Genomic DNA, 15,508 nt, shown 5'->3' on the forward strand with positions numbered 1-15,508 from the left:
TCGGGCCTGGGCTCTCATGCCGTCCTGCCGCCACCCCTGACCCCGGCGGCTCCGGGCGCGGGGGCCGTCGCGGCCGCGGGGGCGATCAGGTCCCGGATGTCCTCGGCCGCCCGCCGCGCCCGCGTGCCCAGTTCGGCGAACCGCGACTCGGGAACGCGGTCCTTCGGGCCCCACACGCTCACGACGGCCACGGGCCGCTGCCAGGCGTCGAGCACGGGAGCGGCGACACCGTTCAGCTGCGGCTCCAGCTCGCCGAGGCTGACGCTGTATCCCTGCGTGCGGATGCCGGCGAGCTCGTCGTGCAGGGTCCCCCTGTCGGTGCGGGTGGTCTCGGTGAACTCGGCGAGGGGTCCGGAGAGCATCGCCTCCACCTCCTCGGCCGGCAGCCAGGCCAGCAGCGCCTTGCCCGCCGAGGAGGCGTGGATCGGTACCTGGCGCCCCAGCCAGCGTGCCGTCAGCACGACGGGCGGGGTCACCTCGTCGACATAGGTCAGTCCGAGGCGCTGGGCGACGGCCAGGTTAGCGGTCTCGCCCGACTGGTGGCACAGCCGCTCCAGCACGGGGTGCGCGCGCCGGATCAGGCCCTCGATGCCCGCGGTCGCCGCCATCGTCGTCACGGCCGAACCGATGGTGTAGCGGTTGGTCAGCGGATCCCGTTCGACCATCGCGTGGTGTTCGAGGGTCGCCAGCAGCCGCCAGGCGGTCGCGCGGTTGAGCCCGCACTCAACCGCCAGCTCCGCCACGGGCCTCCCTTTCGGCGCGCTCGCCGCCACGGCGTTGAGCAGCGCGATGGCGCGCTCCAACGACTGCACCCGGCCGCCCGCCGGGGGGCCGCCGGCCGGGGGTGCCTGTTCCTGTTCGGGGGCGTGTGCCGCCGCCATCCGGTGCCTCCTGCCACGTCTTCTCTCCTCCCGGCAGCGTAATGGGCCCGCATGACTCGCCTCTCCCCTGAGCGGGGCGAGCGACGCGTCCCGCTCCGCGCCGCCGCTCGTGCCGACGGGTGGCCTGTCCACGGGTGGCCTGCCGACGCTCCGCGCTTGACGAGGCGGCCGCATGCTCCGTACGTTCACATTATGAGCGGCCGCCGCATAATGCGAACAGCACGTGTGCGGCGGCCCGCGTACCGCACACCGCGAGGAGGTTGGATGAGCAGCGCCACGTCAGAGCCCGGCCGTCCCGACAGGGTGGTGACCCCGTACGAGGGCACAGGGCACAGGGACTGGGACGACGCGAGGGAGATCCCCACTCCGCTGCGGCTGCACGAGACCCCTGTCAGCCCCCGGTGGGTCGACTACAACGGACACATGAGCGAGTCGTGCTACTTGCTCGTCTTCGGTGACAACTCCGACGCCTTCTTCCGCTACATCGGGATCGGCGAGGACTACCGCGCGGCGGGACGCTCCCTCTACACGGTCGAGTCACACCTGCACAACAAGCGCGAAGTGACCGAGGGCGAACCGCTCCGGCTCAGCCTGCGGCTCCTCGACTTCGACGCCAAGCGCGTCCACCTCTTCCACGAGATGCGGCACGGCGCCGACGGCACGCTGCTGGCCACGGCCGAGCAGATGCTCGTGCACGTGGACGCCGGCCAGGGGCGTTCCTGCCCGCTGCCCGCCGAGCTGCAACAGCGTCTGGGCGCCGTCCACCGCGCCCACTCCGCGGCCCCGCTGCCCGAAGTGGTCGGCAAACCGATGGGCATCCGACGAGACCGGAACACGTGAGGGAGCACAGCACATGCAGTTCGCGCTGACGGACGAACAGCGGATGATCGTGGAGACGGTGCGGAAGTTCGTCACCACGGAACTCGACCCGCACGCCGACGAGGTGGAGCGGACGGACGAGGTGTCGCCACAGCTGGCCCGGCGGATCAGGAAGAAGGCGCTCGACGCCGGGCTCTACGCGGCGAACATGCCGGCGGAGCTGGGCGGCGCCGGGCTCGACGCGGTGAGCATGACCCTGGTCGAACGGGAACTGGGGCGTACCGGATACGCGTTGCAGATGCTCGTCGCGCGCCCCAGCAACATCCTGGAGGCCTGCCGGGGCGAGCAGCGGGAACGGTACCTGCTGCCGACGATCAGGGGTGAGCGGCACGACTGTCTGGCCATGACGGAGCCGGGCGCCGGGTCGGACGTGCGGAGCATGAGGACGCGCGCCGAGCGGGACGGCGGCAGCTACGTCCTCAACGGCACCAAGCACTTCATCAGCCACGCCGACGCCGCCGACTTCGCCGTCCTGTTCGCCGCCACCGGCACCGAGGAGACGGCACGCGGCACCAAGAGCCTGATCACCGCGTTCCTCGTGGACCTCGACACCCCAGGCGTCGAGGTCCGGCGCGGTTCGGCATGTGTCTCGCACCGCGGCTACCACCAGTGCGAACTCTCCTTCACCGACGTCCGCGTCGCCACAGCGCAGCGGCTCGGCGAGGAGGGCAAGGGCTTCGAGCTGATGGGCGAGTGGCTGGGCGCCAGCCGGCTGTCCGTCGCCGCGACCAGTGTGGGCCGCGCGCGCCGGGTGCTGGAGATGACGACGCAGTGGGCGGCCGAGAGGGAGCAGTTCGGCCGGCCCATCGGACGCTTCCAGGGAGTCGGCTTCCCGCTCGCCGACATGGCGACCGAACTGGAGGCCGCCGAACTGCTGACCCTGCGGGCCGCGTGGAAGCAGGACCAGGGGCTCATGACCGACCAGGACGTGGCCATGGCCAAGCTCTACGCCACCGAGGCACTGGCCCGGATCACCGACCGTGCGGTGCAGATCTTCGGCGGCATGGGGCTCATGGAGGAACTTCCCGTCGAACGGTACTGGCGCGACGCGCGTGTCGAACGGATCTGGGACGGCACCAGCGAGATACAGCGCCACATCATCTCCCGCTCCATGCTGCGTCCGCTGGGCTCCTGATGACCGGGCGCAGCGACGAGACACGCACGCGGCGCGGCCCGGCGGTGGAGCCGCAGCGGGCCGCGGAACCCTCCCCCGGCACGGAGACCGCGGAGTCCTCCCCCGGCACCGAGGGGAGGAGCGGCCGTTCGCAGCGGCTGCGGCGGTTGCTCGCTCCCCGGCACATCGCCGTGGTCGGCGGGGCGAGCGCGGCCGAGGCGGTACGGCAGTGCCGCGCCATCGGTTTCACGGGCAGCATCTGGCCCGTGCACCCCCGCAGGGAGCACATCGAGGGGCTGCCCTGCCACCGCACTGTGGCCGAACTGCCCGAGGCACCCGACGCGGCGCTGGTCGCCGTACCGAACACGGCGGCCGTCCCCGTGCTCGCCGCTCTGTCCGCGCGCGGCGCGGGCGGCGCGGTGTGCTACGCGGCGGGCTTCGCCGAGGACGGCGCGGACGGCGCCCGGCTCCAGGAGGAGCTGCGCGAGGCGGCAGCCGGCATGCCGGTCATCGGGCCGAACTGCATCGGCGTGCTCAACTACCTCGACGGCAGCGCACTGTGGGCCGACCAGCACGGTGGGGCCAGGGTCACCAGCGGGGTGGCGGTCATCACCCAGAGCGGCAACATCGCCCAGAACCTCACCATGCAGCGCCGATCGGTGCCACTCGCCTACGTCGTCACGGCAGGCAACGGCGCGGTGACCGGCGTACCGGAACTGATCGAGAGCATGCTCGACGACCCGCGGGTGAGCGCGATCGGACTGCACCTGGAGGGCATCGACGATGTGGCGGGCTTCTCGCGGGCCGCCCTCAGAGCCCTCGACGCTGGCGTACCCGTGGTGGCTCTCAAGACGGGCAGCTCCGCGCTGGGCGCACGCGCCAACCTGAGCCACACCAGTTCCCTCGCGGGTTCGGACGTGCTGTGCGACGCGCTCTTCCGCCGGCTCGGCGTCGCGCGCGTGCACGAGGTCGGCACCTTCCTGGAGACGCTGAAACTCCTGCATGTGCACGGACCGCTCACCGGGACCCGCGTCACCTCGGCGAGCTGCTCGGGCGGTGAGGCCGCGCTGATCGCCGACGCCGCGCAGCAGCACGGCGCGCACCTGCCCGAACTGCCCGCCGCCGTGGCCGCCCGGCTGCGCCAGGTGCTGGGCGACCACGTCCACGTGGCCAACCCGCTCGACTACCACACCTACATCTGGGGCGACGCCGAAGCGCAGCGCGCCTGTTTCACCGCGTTGCAGGGCTCGGGGTTCGACGTCAACCTGCTGCTGCTCGACCTCCCGCGCGACGACCGCTGCGCGCCGGGGTTGTGGACGACCACCATGGACGCCTACACGGCGGCGGCACAGCAGACCGGCGCACCGGCCTGTGTGGTCAGCTCGCTGCCCGAGGGGCTGCCGGAGGACGTCAGCGACCGGCTGCTGGCACGCGGCGTCGCGCCGATGCACGGCATGGCCGACTGCGTGCGGGCGATCGCCGGGGCCGGAGAGATCGGCCGGGCGCGCCGGCGGCACCTGCGGGAGGGCACCGTGCGACCGGCCGGGGCGGCCGCACCCGACCCCGCACCGGCATCCGCCAAGCCGGCGGCGCGGCTGGATGAGTACGCCGCCAAGCAGGCGCTGTCCGCACACGGCGTACGCGTGCCCCGAGGACGCGTCACACGGCAGTCGGCCGCCCGGGCGCCGGACGAGGCCGCGGACCTGGCCGCGGAGCTGGGCTTCCCCGTGGTGGTCAAGGCGCTCTCGCCGGCTCTCGCGCACAAGAGCGAGGCCGGCGGGGTACGGGTCGGGCTCACCGGCCGCGAGGCGGTGCGCGAGGCGGTCCGCGCGATGGCCTCACTCGCCGAGTGCTTCCTCGTCGAGGAGATGGTGCCGGAGCCGGTGGCCGAGTTGCTCGTCGGCGTCCACCGCGATCCCCAGTTCGGCCACGCCCTCACCGTCGGGGCCGGCGGCGTGCTGGTCGAACTCGTACGGGACACGGCGACGCTGCTGCTGCCCGCAGGGCGCGAGCAGATCGAGGACGCCCTCGCGTCGCTGCGGATCTGGCCCGTGCTGCGGGGGTTCAGGGGAGGGCCTGAGGGCGACCTGGCGGCGGCCGTCGACGCGGTGCACACCGTCGCCCGGTACGCGCGCCACGCCGCGGTCGCCGAGATCGACGTCAACCCGCTGCTCGTCCTGCCCGCGGGGCAGGGCGCGGTGGCCGTCGACGCGCTGATCAGACACGAGGCGTACGGAAGTGGGACATCGGACGCGAAAAAGCCGGACACGAGGCACGAAGAAGGAGGACGAAGCACGTGAGTGCGGGAGAGGACAGGGCCGTGGACGAGCACGGAGGCGAGCAGGCGGAACCGGTGACGACGCGGGTGTGCGACGGCGTCCTGGTGGTCACGCTCGACCGGCCGAAGGCCAACGCGATCGATGTGCCCACCAGCCGCAAGCTGTACGCGGCCTTCGACCGGCTGCGGCAGGACGAGGGGCTGCGCGCCGCGGTGCTCACCGGCGGCGGCCGGCGGTTCTTCTCCGCCGGATGGGACCTCAAGGCGGCGGCAGCCGGCGGAGAGGGCATCGAAGCCGACCACGGACCCGGCGGCTTCGCCGGTCTGACGGAGTTCTTCGCTCTGGACAAGCCGGTGATCGCGGCGGTCAACGGGCTCGCGGTGGGCGGCGGTTTCGAACTCGTGCTGGCCGCCGACCTGGTCGTCGCCGAGGAGCACGCCGAGTTCGGCCTTCCCGAGGTCGGCATCGGCATGATCCCCGACTCGGGCGGCGTGCTGCGCCTGCCCAGGCGGCTGCCGCGCGCCGTCGCGAGCGAGATGCTGCTCACCGGGCGGCGGATGGGCGCCGCCGAGGCCGCCCGCTGGGGACTCGTGAACCAGGTCTCAGGCGGCCCGGGGACGGCGGTCGACACCGCGCTGGCGCTCGGCCGGCGGGTCGCGCAGGGCGCGCCGCTGGCGCTCTGTGCCGTCAAGGAGGTGCTGCGCGAGACGGAGGCGCTCGACATCGAGTCGGCCTACGCGCACATGCGCGGCGGTGAACTGCCCCGCTACCGCGCCATGCTCGACTCCGAGGACGCCCAGGAGGGCCCACGCGCCTTCGCGGAGAAGCACTCCCCTCAGTGGCGGGGCCGGTAGCGGTCAGGACCCCCGGTGACCGGGCCCGGGGGCGCCCGCGCGCAGGCCGTCCATCACCAGGTCCATCAGGCGCCTCGCACGGGACTGCCAGTCGGTGCGCGGGTCGATCTGCCACAGGCCGGCGATGGCGAGGAGGAAGTCCTCGGGGGTCACGCCGGGGCGGATCGTCCCGGCCCGCTCGTTGGCCTCGATGAGCGCGCCGATCGCTCCGGCCAGCGAACCGTGGCCCAAGCCCGCCAGCGTGCCGCGCGCGCTGGTGGCCTTGCGCAGCGCGTCGGCCAGTCCCGCCTTGGCCATCGCGTACTGGGCGAGCCGGTCCATCCACTCGCGGAACGCGCGGTCCGGCGGCCGGGTCCTCAGCAGTTGGTCGGCCGTGTCGGCCACCTGCTGGACCTCGTAGCGGTAGACCTCCAAGACCAGCGCCTCTCTGCTGGGGAAGTTGCGGTAGAAGGTGCCCTGGCCGACACCTGCCTTCTTCGCGATGGCGCTCAGCGGCGCATCCGCCGCGCGGGTCAGCTCCGCCAGGGCCACTTGAAGGATGCGCTCGCGGTTGCGCTGCGCGTCCGAGCGCAGCGGGGCCTTCGGCTTGGGGTCCGGCACTCGTGCTCCTCTCCGTCGTCCCGCCGCCCAGCACCCCGCGCGGCACGGCCGTCGCCGCGGGTGGCTCTTGCGAAAGCGGACAACTGTCCTCTACGTTCGGGACGACCGCACATGGACAATTGTCCGCTTCCCCTCTTCTCACCATAGCGGCGGACCGCGGCACAGTGGCCCAGGCCGCCTGCCGCACCCTCCGCGCACACCGCACGCGCCGACCGACTCGTCCGGCACCGCACTCCCGAAAGAAGCCGCCCATGGCTCCTGCCACTGCCAGCGCGATCACGTTGACCGTCAACGGAGAGAAACACACCCTGACCGTCGATCACCGCACCACCCTCCTCGACGCGCTGCGCGAGCGCCTTCAGCTGACCGGCACCAAGAAGGGCTGCGACCAGGGTCAGTGCGGCGCCTGCACGGTACTGGTCGGCGGCCGCCGCGTCGTCTCCTGCCTCCAACTCGCGGTCGCGGTGGGAGACGAGGACGTCACCACGATCGAAGGCGTGGCCGACGGCGAGCACCTGCACCCCGTGCAGCAGGCCTTCCTCGACCTCGACGGGTTCCAGTGCGGCTACTGCACGCCGGGCCAGATCTGTTCCGCGCTCGCCGTGCTGGAGGAGCACGCGGCGGGCTGGCCGAGCGCCGCGACCGAGGACGTACGGCCCGAGGCGGGACCGCCCGCCCTGACCCCGCAGGAGATACGGGAGCGGATGAGCGGCAACCTGTGCCGCTGCGGCGCCTACGTGTCGATCGTCCAGGCGGTCGCGCAGGCCGCCGAACAGACGGGCGGACGGACCGCCGAAGAGCCCCAGAAGGAGACGAAGGAGCCCGCCGCGTGAAGGAGTTCACCTACGAGCGGGCCCAGGATGTCGGCGGCGCCGTCGCCCTGCTCGACGCCGACCCGCAGGCTCGCTACCTGGCCGGCGGCACCAACCTCGTCGACCTGATGAAGGCCGGGGTGGAGCGTCCGGGGCAACTCGTCGACGTGCGCGCGCTGCCGCTGGACCGTATCGAGACCACCGACGACGGCGGGCTGCGCATCGGCGCCACGGTCACCAACAGCGACCTCGCCGCCCATCCTCACATCCGGCGCCACTACCCCGCCCTGGCGCAGGCGGTCCTGGAGGGGGCCTCAGGACAGCTGCGCAACATGGCGACCGTGGGGGGCAACCTTCTGCAGCGCACCCGCTGCGCCTACTTCACCGACACCGCGTTCCCCTGCAACAAGCGCACGCCCGGATCCGGCTGCCCGGCCCGTACCGGCGAGCACCACAACCACGCGATCCTCGGCGCCTCGGAGCACTGCGTGGCCGTCCACCCCTCGGACATGGGGGTGGCACTGGCCGCGTTCGACGCCGCCGTCACCTACGAGACGGCCGAGGGGGCCGGGGAGCTGCCGCTCGCCGACTTCTACCTGCCGGTGGGCGAGACCCCGCACGTGGAAACGGCGCTGCCCCCGGGCGCGTTGATCACCTCGGTCACGCTGCCGCCCGCCCCAGTGGCGGCGCTCTCGCGCTACCGCAAGGTCCGCGAGCGCGCCTCGTACGCCTTCGCCATCGGCTCGGCGGCCGCCGCGCTCGACGTCTCGGACGGCGTGGTGCGCGAGGTGCGGCTGGCCTTCGGCGCCGTCGCCTCGCGCCCTTGGCGGGCCCGTACCGCCGAACGCGTACTGACCGGGCAGCCGGCCTCGGGCGACGCGTTCACCGAGGCCGTCGACGCCGAACTGGCCGCCGCCGAGGCCCTTCCGCTCAACGCCTACAAGGTGCCCCTGATGCGCAATCTCGTGCTCGCCCTGCTCACCGAACTGGCCGAGGAGGCCGCCCGATGACCACCACGGCGAAACCCCCGGCCGTCGGGGTCGCCCACTCCCGCGTCGAGGGCCGCGACAAGGTCACAGGCGCCGCCCGGTACGCGAGCGAACACCACTTCGAACAGCTGGCGCACGGCTGGTTCGTGCTCTCCACCGTCGCACGCGGACGCGTCCGCGCCGTCGACGACGAGGCGGTACGTGCCATGCCGGGGGTGGTGGCCGTACTCCACCACGGCAACGCGCCGCACGTGGCCACCGACTACGTGTCCTTCCTCGGCCCGCCCGACCCCACCTGCGCGATCTTCCAGCACGACCGGGTGCCGCACGCGGGATGGCCGGTGGCGCTCGTGGTCGCCGAGACCCCCGAGCAGGCCAGAGAGGCCGCCGAGGCACTCGTGGTCGAGTACGACGAGGAGGCGCACGACACCGGCTTCCGCGCCGACAGGGCCGACGCCTACGTCCCCGAGGACGGCCAGCCAGTGGCGACCAAGGGCGATCTGGACGCCGAACTGGCCGCCTCCGCCGTGGTGCTCGACGCCACCTACAGCACGCCCGAGCAGCACCACAGCGCCATGGAACCGCACGCCGCCACCGCCAGGTGGGACGGCGGACGGCTGGAGGTCTTCGACTCCAACCAGGGCAGCATGTGGGTGGCGGACGAGATCGCCAAGATGTTCTCCCTCGACCCGGCCTCCGTGCGGGTGCGCTCCGAGCACATCGGTGGCGCCTTCGGCTCCAAGGGCATGCGGCCGCACCAGACCGCCGCGGTGATGGCGGCGACCACCTTGCATCGCCCCGTACGCGTCGCGCTGACCCGGCGGCAGACGTTCGCGTTCACCGGGTACCGCAGCCCGACCACACAGCGCATGCGGCTCGGGGCAGACCCGGACGGGCGGCTGCGCGCCTTCGGACACGAGGTGCTCAACCTCACCTCCACGCTGCGCCCCTTCGTCGAGACCAGCGCCGTCCTCGGCCGCGTCCTCTACGACGCCGAGGCACACCACACGGCACACCGGATCGTCGAGCTGGACGTGCCGACGCCGACCTGGATGCGCGCGCCCGGAGAGGCGCCGGGCTCCTTCGCGGTGGAGACCGCGCTGGACGAGCTCGCCGAACGCCTGGGCATGGACCCGATCGCGCTGCGGGCCCGCAACGAACCTGCCGTCGGCCCGCTGTCCGGGCTGCCCTTCAGCAGCCGCGACCTGCTGGGCTGCTTCACCGAGGGAGCACGCCGGTTCGGCTGGGCCGACCGCGATCCGCGGCCCCGCACGCGCCGCGAGGGCCGCTGGCTGCTCGGCACCGGCACGGCGGCCGCGACCTACTCCTCGGGGGTCGCGCCGTCCACCGCTTCGGTGACGGCGGAGCCCGACGGTGGTTTCACCGTACGGATCTCGGCCGCGGACGTGGGCACGGGTGCCCGCACGGCGCTGACTCTCGTCGCCTCCGAGGTCCTCGGCGTCGACCCCGCACGCGTCACCGTGCGCATCGGTGACAGCGACTTCGGCCCCGCCTGGGTGGCGGGCGGCTCCATGGGCACCCGCTCCTGGGCCTGGGCCGTCACCTCGGCGGCGGAGGAGCTGCGCGACCAGTTGGCGCTGAGGGGGCAGGACGTCCCGCCGGAGGGTCTCACGGCCCGCGTGGACACGGCCCGGCTGCTGGCGGAACTCGCGAAGAAGGAACGGCACTCCTTCGGGGCCCAGTTCGCCGAGGTGGCCGTCGACGTGGCCACCGGTGAGGTCCGGGTGCGCCGCATGCTGGGCATCTTCGCGGCGGGACGCATCGTCAACCCGCTCACCGCCCGCAGCCAGCTCGTCGGCGGTATGACGTGGGGCATCTCCATGGCCCTGCACGAGGAGGCCGTCCGCGACCCCGCCTCGGGCAGGCAGCTCGGCGCGGACCTGGCGGGCTACCACGTCGCCGCCAACGCGGACGTCCCCCTGGTCGAGGCGGACTGGATCGACGATCCGATTCCCGCCGACCCCCTCGGCATCAAGGGCGTCGGCGAGCTGGGCATCGTCGGTGCCGCCGCCGCGATCGTCAACGCCGTCTGGCACGCGACCGGTGTGCGCCACCGGGACCTGCCGCTGCGCCCGGACCGCGTACTGCGCGCCGAGGAGGCCGGTCAGGGCGCGTGACGACGCGCCCCGCCGTCAGCCGTGGCGCGCCGCGGGGTGCCCCCGGTATCGACCGGAGGGCACCCCGGCTGCGCCGGGCCGGCGTGCGACGGCAGGAGACGCCGGGCCTCACACCGAGGAGCCGGGCGGGAGCCAGCGGTAGCAGCCGCCGCCCCGCTCGCTCAGCCAGCCGTTCACACTGCTGAGCCCCCGCTCGTTCAACTGCCCCTCGTGGATGCCGTACGCGCGTCGGGGCCTGACAGCGCGCACGAAGTCGATCGCCTGGTCCGTGCGCATCCAGGACGCCTGCAGGGGAACCAGCAGGGTCTCGACCGGCGAGCCGGGCAGGTCCAGGGCGTCGCCCGGGTGGTAGAGACTGTCCTCCACGAGATAGCCGAGGTTCGGGCAGTCCGGCAGGTCGCCGTGGACCCGGGCGTGCCGTCCGCCGTGGGCGCGCACCCGGATACCGGCCGCGGTGAACTCCTCGCCCGGCTCGACGCCGGTGAAGTCGAGGCCGGGCAGCCGCGCCCCCGCGGGGGCGTGGACGGGCACGCCAAGGGCCTTCAGCCGCAGCCCGTCGACGTGATCGGCGTGCTCGTGGGTCACCAGGACCGCGTCCGCGCCGGCGAGGGCCCGCGGCTCACTCCAGATACCGGGGTCGATGACCAGCGCAGCGCCTCGGGCGCTCTCCAGCCGGACACACGCATGGGTGTACTTGGTCAGCCGCACGCGCGTGAGCGTACGCCTCGGGGGCGCCGCGGTGCACGGCGGTGACCCAGCGGCGCCGTTTCGCCGGGTCACCGGTGCCGTGCACGTGCGGCGGGCGTGTCAGGCGTACACGCGCTCCACGAACTCGGCGAGCTGGTCGTCGCTCAGGTGGTGGGCCAGGTCGGCTTCGCTGATCACGCCGACCAGCCGCTTGTTCTGGTCGATGACCGGCAGGCGCCGGATCTGGTTGCCCTCCATCTCGCGGAGGACCTCCTGAAGGTCCGCTTCCGTGCTGACCCAGCGCGGGGTGCCCCGGCACAGGTCTCCCGCCGTGACCCGCGCGGGGTCGTGTCCCGCCGCGACGCAGTCGACCACGATGTCGCGGTCGGTGAGGATGCCGCACATCCGCTCGTCGGCGTCGGTGGGGTCGCTCACGGGCAGGGCTCCCACGTCGAGCTCGCGCATGAGCTGCGCGGCGCGGTCGAGGGTTTCGGTGGCGGGCACCCACTGGGCGCCGGGGTGCATGATGTCGGCTGCGGTGGTCATGGAGTCCCTCCTGTCGACGCGGTTCAGCCGTTCGCTCCGACCCCCCTCGTCCATCGTCCCCGCCCTCACCGGAATGCGCCATTCGGGTGTTTCGCGCCGCCGGCGGTAAACGCGTTGCCCGGCGCCTGCGGCCCCCCTAGGGTCCCCAGCGTGCGCTGTCCACCCGCCTCGGTGACCGAGGAGACGATCCGCCGGACGATCGCCGCGTCCTATTCCTCGCCGGTACGCCACCTGGGCCACCTGCCCTGGGGATTCGGCGCCCACCACTGGCGCGCGGCCCTGGACGACGGCCGGGAGCTGTTCGTCACGCTCGACGCCCTGGCGCCCCGGCACACGCGCGCTTCGCTGGAAGCCGCCTACGCCGGCGCGGCCGCGCTGGCCGCGGCCGGTCTCGCCCCGGTGTGCGCGCCGCTGCCCTCGCGCTCGGGGCGCTACACCGTGGAGCTGGCCGACGGCGCGCTGAGCGCCACCCCGTGGCTGGCGGGCCGGTCGCCGACCGAGGCGGAGGCACAGGCGCCCAGGCACGTGGAGCGGGTGGTCGCGGCGGTGCGGGACCTGCACCGCGCAGCGCCTCCCCCGGGGCTGCCCGAGTGGGCGCCGCGCGTTCCCCGCGACTTCTCCCACCGTCTGCGGGCCCGCACGGCCGGCTCCTGGGACGTCGGGCCACAGGCCGAGCAGGCGCGCGCGGCGATCGCCGCGCGGCTCGGCCGGATCGCGGAGTGGACCGAGCGCTACCACCGGCTGGCGGCCTGCGCCCGTGCTCAGCGCGGCGCCTGGGTACCGACCCACGGCGAGCCGCACCACGCCAACCAGGTCGTGACCGGCCAGGGCCTGCGGCTCGTCGACTGGGAGTCGCTTGCCCTGGCTCCGCCCGAGCGTGACTTCGCCGACCTGCTCGCCGCCGGCGCGGGAGACAGGGTGCGGGCGCGTCCCGCGATGGTCGACCTGTTCGCGCTCGACTGGTGCCTGTCCGAAATCGCCGAGTACGCCGACTGGTTCGCCGCCCCGCACACCGGCACCGAGGACGATCTGATGGCGTTGGAGGGGCTGCGCGAGGAACTGGCGGGCCCGCCTCAGCTGTCCCGGTAGGTCTCCAGCAGCCGCAGCCATACCTCGCTGAGGGTCGGGTACGAGGGCACCGCGTGCCAGAGCCTGCTCAACGGGACCTCACCGACGACGGCGATCGTCGCCGAGTGCAGCAGCTCCGCGAGTCCGGCGCCGACGAACGTGGCGCCGACGACGACTTCACGCTCGACGTCGACGACGAGACGCGCACGCCCCGCGTAGTCGTCGCGGGTCAGGCCCGCGGCCGCGACATGGGCCATGTCGTAGTCGACCGCCCGGACACGCCGCCCCGCACGCGCGGCCTCGTCAGCCGTGAGCCCCACAGCGGTGACCTCGGGGTCGGTGAACACCACCTGGGGGACGGCGTGATGGTCGGCGGTGGCGCTGTGCGCGCCCCACGCGTCGGCCGTCACCGCGCCCTGCGCGCGGGCTGCGATGGCCGCCCCCGCGATGCGCGCCTGGTACTTGCTCTGGTGCGTGAGCAGGGCCCTGTGGTTGACGTCCCCGACGGCGTAGAGCCACCCGTCCGCCACGTCGGTGACGCGCAGGGTGTCGTCCACCGTGAGCCAGGACCCCGGCTCAAGGCCCACGGTCTCCAGGCCCAGGTCCTCGGTGCGCGGTGCACGGCCGGTCGCGAACAGCACCTCGTCCGCCTCCACCTCCTGCCCCGCGTCGGTGCGGACGGTCACAGGACCGTCAGGGCGCGCGCGTGCGACCTCGGTGACGGACACGCCCACGCGCACGTCCGCGCCCGCCGCGCGGAGGGCGTCGGCGACGAGTTCCCCGGCGAAGGGCTCCATACGCGGCAACAGGCCGCTCCCCCGGGCCAGGACCGTGACCCGGGAGCCGAGTCCCGCCCACGCCGTGGCCATCTCCACGCCCACGACTCCGCCGCCCACCACCACGAGGCGGTCCGGCACCCGGGAGGCGCTGGTCGCCTCCCTGCTGGTCCAGGGCCTGGCGTCCGCGACCCCCGGCAGGTCGGGGAGCACGGCGCGGCTGCCGGTCACCACCACGACGGCCTGACGGGCCGAGAGCCGGCGCGCTGTTCCGTCCTCCTGTGTCACCGTCACCTGGCGGGGCCCGGACAGCCGGCCGTGGCCGCGTACGAGGTCGATCCCCGCGCTCGCCAGCCACTCGGCCTGACCCTCGTCCTGCCAGTGGGACGCCTCCTCGTCGCGGTGGGCGAAGACGTCCTCGACATCCAGCGGGAGGGAAGGGCCGCCCCGCAGGCCCCACGTGTGGCCCGCGTCGGCCCGTGCGGCGACCGGCCGCAGCAGCGCCTTGCTGGGCATGCAGGCCCAGTAGGAGCACTCGCCCCCGGCCAGTTCGCTCTCCACCACGGCCGCGCTGAGTCCCGCCGCCCTGGCCCTGTCGGCGATGTTCTCGCCGCCGGGGCCGGCGCCGAGCACCAGCACGTCGTAGAGGGAACCGCTCTCGTCGTCGGCGCCGTTCGCAGCCATTCCGCTCTCCTGCACGCTCGTCGAAGGTCGCCGCCGCCTCGTCGAGGGTTCCGCGCCCCGGCGGCGGCGCCGGCCCACGGGCTGTCGGTGCGCAGCGGGTGGGCCGACCGTCCTACAGTGCCATGCCGGGCCCGTCACCGCGCGTCATCGGACGGGGCGGACCGCACGGGCGCACCTCAGACGACGCCGGTCCGCAGGGCGTGCCAGGTCTTGGGGCCGACGATGCCGTCCGCCGCAAGCCCCTTCTTCTTCTGGAACCAGACGATCGCCTTCCTGGTGTCGGGCCCGTAGATTCCGTCCTTGGCGAGGCTGCCCGGGTACTTCCACACCTCGTCCACCAGCCACTGGGCCTCCTTGACGGCCGCGCCTTGGTTACCCACACCGATGATCGCCCGCTCGCCGTAGTAGAACCCGCAGAATTCCCCCATGTTCCGGATCCACAGGCACTGCTCCTGTGCGGCGGCCGAACCGGTCGCCGAGGCGCTGCGGGCGGCCGGTGCCGTCAACGGCGCGGGCACCGTGGCGGGGGAGGCGCTGGCCTCCCGCGCCAGGGTGCCCGCTTGGGCCGAGGTGGCGGCCACGGTGGTCTGAGCGGGTCGCGCGGTGGTCGCCGCCGGCGCCTGATCATGGGCCGGAGCGGCCGCCGCGTGCGCTGCCGCGGCCCCGCTGCCGAGCACCGCGCACAGCGCGGCACCCGCCGCGACGGCCGCACGCCTGCAGGTATGCGTCATGTCGTCCCCCTCTGTGAAGTCCCCCCGCACACCGACGGCGTGCGACGGGGGCGACGCTACGGAGGCGGAGGCCCCGGCCGCATCCGGCGCCGGGTTGAACCGGGCACAGCGGGTAAACCGCCGCCGTAGTCCCAAGGTTCCATGCGCCGGGGCGCGTACCGCTGCCGGGCCGCACCACGGCCACACCGTCTTCCCGCCGGTCAGGAGCGGTGCGCCGGCTGTCCAAGTCTTTCCCTTCGACCTCTTGACGGTGTCGCTTGGCGAAAACTACGTTCTGGCTACCGGAAACGCGCTTCCATTTCGTGGAAACCTCCCAACGTTCCCCTCTCTTCCCCCCTCCACTCTCCCTCCCCATTACCGTTTTCGTGGCCCCGCAACGGGGCTACCGGCTTTCGGAGTTGGCATGACTACCTCCCCTTGTCGAGCACATGGCCTGGGGGGTGGTGTCACCAGCTCCGGAGGCACTGACA

At 73.5% G+C, this 15,508-nt stretch carries 14 protein-coding genes; 8 read left to right on the forward strand and 6 right to left on the reverse strand.

What is annotated here, in order from left to right:
* Positions 1–14: 14 nt before the first annotated feature.
* Complete coding sequence (locus DTL70_RS11405; protein ID WP_114021759.1) at positions 15–881, reverse strand: IclR family transcriptional regulator; 867 nt, start codon at positions 879–881, stop codon at positions 15–17.
* A 264-nt stretch (positions 882–1,145) separates the two neighbouring features.
* Here DTL70_RS11405 and DTL70_RS11410 point away from each other — a divergent pair, with 264 nt between their 5' ends.
* From DTL70_RS11410 to DTL70_RS11425, 4 genes are read left to right on the forward strand one after another with little or no spacing between them, the layout of a single operon-like run.
* Positions 1,146–1,721 carry a thioesterase family protein gene (locus DTL70_RS11410; protein WP_114021760.1) on the forward strand — a complete coding sequence of 192 codons (576 nt, stop codon included), beginning with the start codon at positions 1,146–1,148 and terminating at the stop codon, positions 1,719–1,721.
* Positions 1,722–1,734: 13 nt separating this feature from the next.
* On the forward strand, positions 1,735–2,895 hold the full coding sequence (locus DTL70_RS11415; RefSeq protein WP_114021761.1) for an acyl-CoA dehydrogenase family protein: 1,161 nt from the start codon (positions 1,735–1,737) through the stop codon (positions 2,893–2,895).
* Positions 2,895–5,174 (forward strand): acetate--CoA ligase family protein, encoded by a 2,280-nt coding sequence (locus DTL70_RS11420; RefSeq protein WP_114021762.1) that lies wholly within the window; start codon positions 2,895–2,897, stop codon positions 5,172–5,174. The genes DTL70_RS11415 and DTL70_RS11420 overlap by 1 nt, the downstream gene beginning before the upstream one ends.
* Complete coding sequence (locus DTL70_RS11425) at positions 5,171–6,007, forward strand: enoyl-CoA hydratase-related protein (protein ID WP_342776482.1); 837 nt, start codon at positions 5,171–5,173, stop codon at positions 6,005–6,007. Before DTL70_RS11420 ends, DTL70_RS11425 begins: the two co-directional genes overlap by 4 nt.
* 3 nt (positions 6,008–6,010) lie before the next feature.
* Here DTL70_RS11425 and DTL70_RS11430 read toward each other — a convergent pair whose 3' ends face one another.
* On the reverse strand, positions 6,011–6,607 hold the full coding sequence (locus DTL70_RS11430) for a TetR/AcrR family transcriptional regulator (protein WP_114021763.1): 597 nt from the start codon (positions 6,605–6,607) through the stop codon (positions 6,011–6,013).
* A gap of 251 nt (positions 6,608–6,858) precedes the next feature.
* Here DTL70_RS11430 and DTL70_RS11435 point away from each other — a divergent pair, with 251 nt between their 5' ends.
* From DTL70_RS11435 to DTL70_RS11445, 3 genes are read left to right on the forward strand one after another with little or no spacing between them, the layout of a single operon-like run.
* Complete coding sequence (locus DTL70_RS11435) at positions 6,859–7,440, forward strand: (2Fe-2S)-binding protein (RefSeq protein WP_114021764.1); 582 nt, start codon at positions 6,859–6,861, stop codon at positions 7,438–7,440.
* Complete coding sequence (locus tag DTL70_RS11440; RefSeq protein ID WP_114021765.1) at positions 7,437–8,429, forward strand: FAD binding domain-containing protein; 993 nt, start codon at positions 7,437–7,439, stop codon at positions 8,427–8,429. The genes DTL70_RS11435 and DTL70_RS11440 overlap by 4 nt, the downstream gene beginning before the upstream one ends.
* Positions 8,426–10,546, forward strand: a complete 2,121-nt coding sequence (locus DTL70_RS11445) for a xanthine dehydrogenase family protein molybdopterin-binding subunit (protein ID WP_114021766.1) — start codon at positions 8,426–8,428, stop codon at positions 10,544–10,546. Before DTL70_RS11440 ends, DTL70_RS11445 begins: the two co-directional genes overlap by 4 nt.
* A 108-nt stretch (positions 10,547–10,654) precedes the next feature.
* On the opposite strand, the gene DTL70_RS11450 is transcribed toward DTL70_RS11445, so the two are convergent.
* Together DTL70_RS11450 and DTL70_RS11455 are read right to left on the reverse strand one after the other, a co-directional pair.
* The gene (locus DTL70_RS11450) at positions 10,655–11,254 is read right to left on the reverse strand and encodes an MBL fold metallo-hydrolase (protein WP_114021767.1); all 600 of its coding nucleotides are present in this window, start codon (positions 11,252–11,254) and stop codon (positions 10,655–10,657) included.
* A gap of 99 nt (positions 11,255–11,353) precedes the next feature.
* Positions 11,354–11,779: a CBS domain-containing protein gene (locus DTL70_RS11455; RefSeq protein ID WP_114021768.1), complete on the reverse strand. Its 426-nt coding sequence runs from the start codon at positions 11,777–11,779 to the stop codon at positions 11,354–11,356.
* Positions 11,780–11,929: 150 nt separating this feature from the next.
* Between DTL70_RS11455 and DTL70_RS11460 the strand changes: the two genes are divergently transcribed.
* Positions 11,930–12,868, forward strand: coding sequence for a phosphotransferase (locus DTL70_RS11460; protein ID WP_114021769.1), 939 nt, complete (start codon positions 11,930–11,932; stop codon positions 12,866–12,868).
* Here the strand turns inward: DTL70_RS11460 and DTL70_RS11465 are convergent.
* Together DTL70_RS11465 and DTL70_RS34755 are read right to left on the reverse strand one after the other, a co-directional pair.
* Complete coding sequence (locus DTL70_RS11465) at positions 12,853–14,307, reverse strand: dihydrolipoyl dehydrogenase family protein (RefSeq protein WP_114021770.1); 1,455 nt, start codon at positions 14,305–14,307, stop codon at positions 12,853–12,855. The genes DTL70_RS11460 and DTL70_RS11465 overlap by 16 nt on opposite strands.
* A gap of 176 nt (positions 14,308–14,483) precedes the next feature.
* Positions 14,484–15,038 carry a peptidoglycan-binding domain-containing protein gene (locus DTL70_RS34755; protein ID WP_114021771.1) on the reverse strand — a complete coding sequence of 185 codons (555 nt, stop codon included), beginning with the start codon at positions 15,036–15,038 and terminating at the stop codon, positions 14,484–14,486.
* Positions 15,039–15,508 lie beyond the last annotated feature (470 nt).

The sequence above is a fragment of the Streptomyces diacarni genome, from assembly GCF_003323715.1.
GTDB lineage: Bacteria > Actinomycetota > Actinomycetes > Streptomycetales > Streptomycetaceae > Streptomyces > Streptomyces diacarni.

Excerpts from the sequence above, each read along its gene's own strand:
- DTL70_RS11405 (WP_114021759.1), bottom strand. The coding sequence starts at position 881 with ATGGCGGCGGCACACGCCCCCGAACAGGAACAGGCACCCCCGGCCGGC.
- DTL70_RS11410 (WP_114021760.1), top strand. The coding sequence starts at position 1,146 with ATGAGCAGCGCCACGTCAGAGCCCGGCCGTCCCGACAGGGTGGTGACC.
- DTL70_RS11415 (WP_114021761.1), top strand. The coding sequence starts at position 1,735 with ATGCAGTTCGCGCTGACGGACGAACAGCGGATGATCGTGGAGACGGTG.
- DTL70_RS11420 (WP_114021762.1), top strand. The coding sequence starts at position 2,895 with ATGACCGGGCGCAGCGACGAGACACGCACGCGGCGCGGCCCGGCGGTG.
- DTL70_RS11435 (WP_114021764.1), top strand. The coding sequence starts at position 6,859 with ATGGCTCCTGCCACTGCCAGCGCGATCACGTTGACCGTCAACGGAGAG.
- DTL70_RS11445 (WP_114021766.1), top strand. The coding sequence starts at position 8,426 with ATGACCACCACGGCGAAACCCCCGGCCGTCGGGGTCGCCCACTCCCGC.
- DTL70_RS11455 (WP_114021768.1), bottom strand. The coding sequence starts at position 11,779 with ATGACCACCGCAGCCGACATCATGCACCCCGGCGCCCAGTGGGTGCCC.
- DTL70_RS11465 (WP_114021770.1), bottom strand. The coding sequence starts at position 14,307 with ATGGCTGCGAACGGCGCCGACGACGAGAGCGGTTCCCTCTACGACGTG.
- DTL70_RS34755 (WP_114021771.1), bottom strand. The coding sequence starts at position 15,038 with ATGACGCATACCTGCAGGCGTGCGGCCGTCGCGGCGGGTGCCGCGCTG.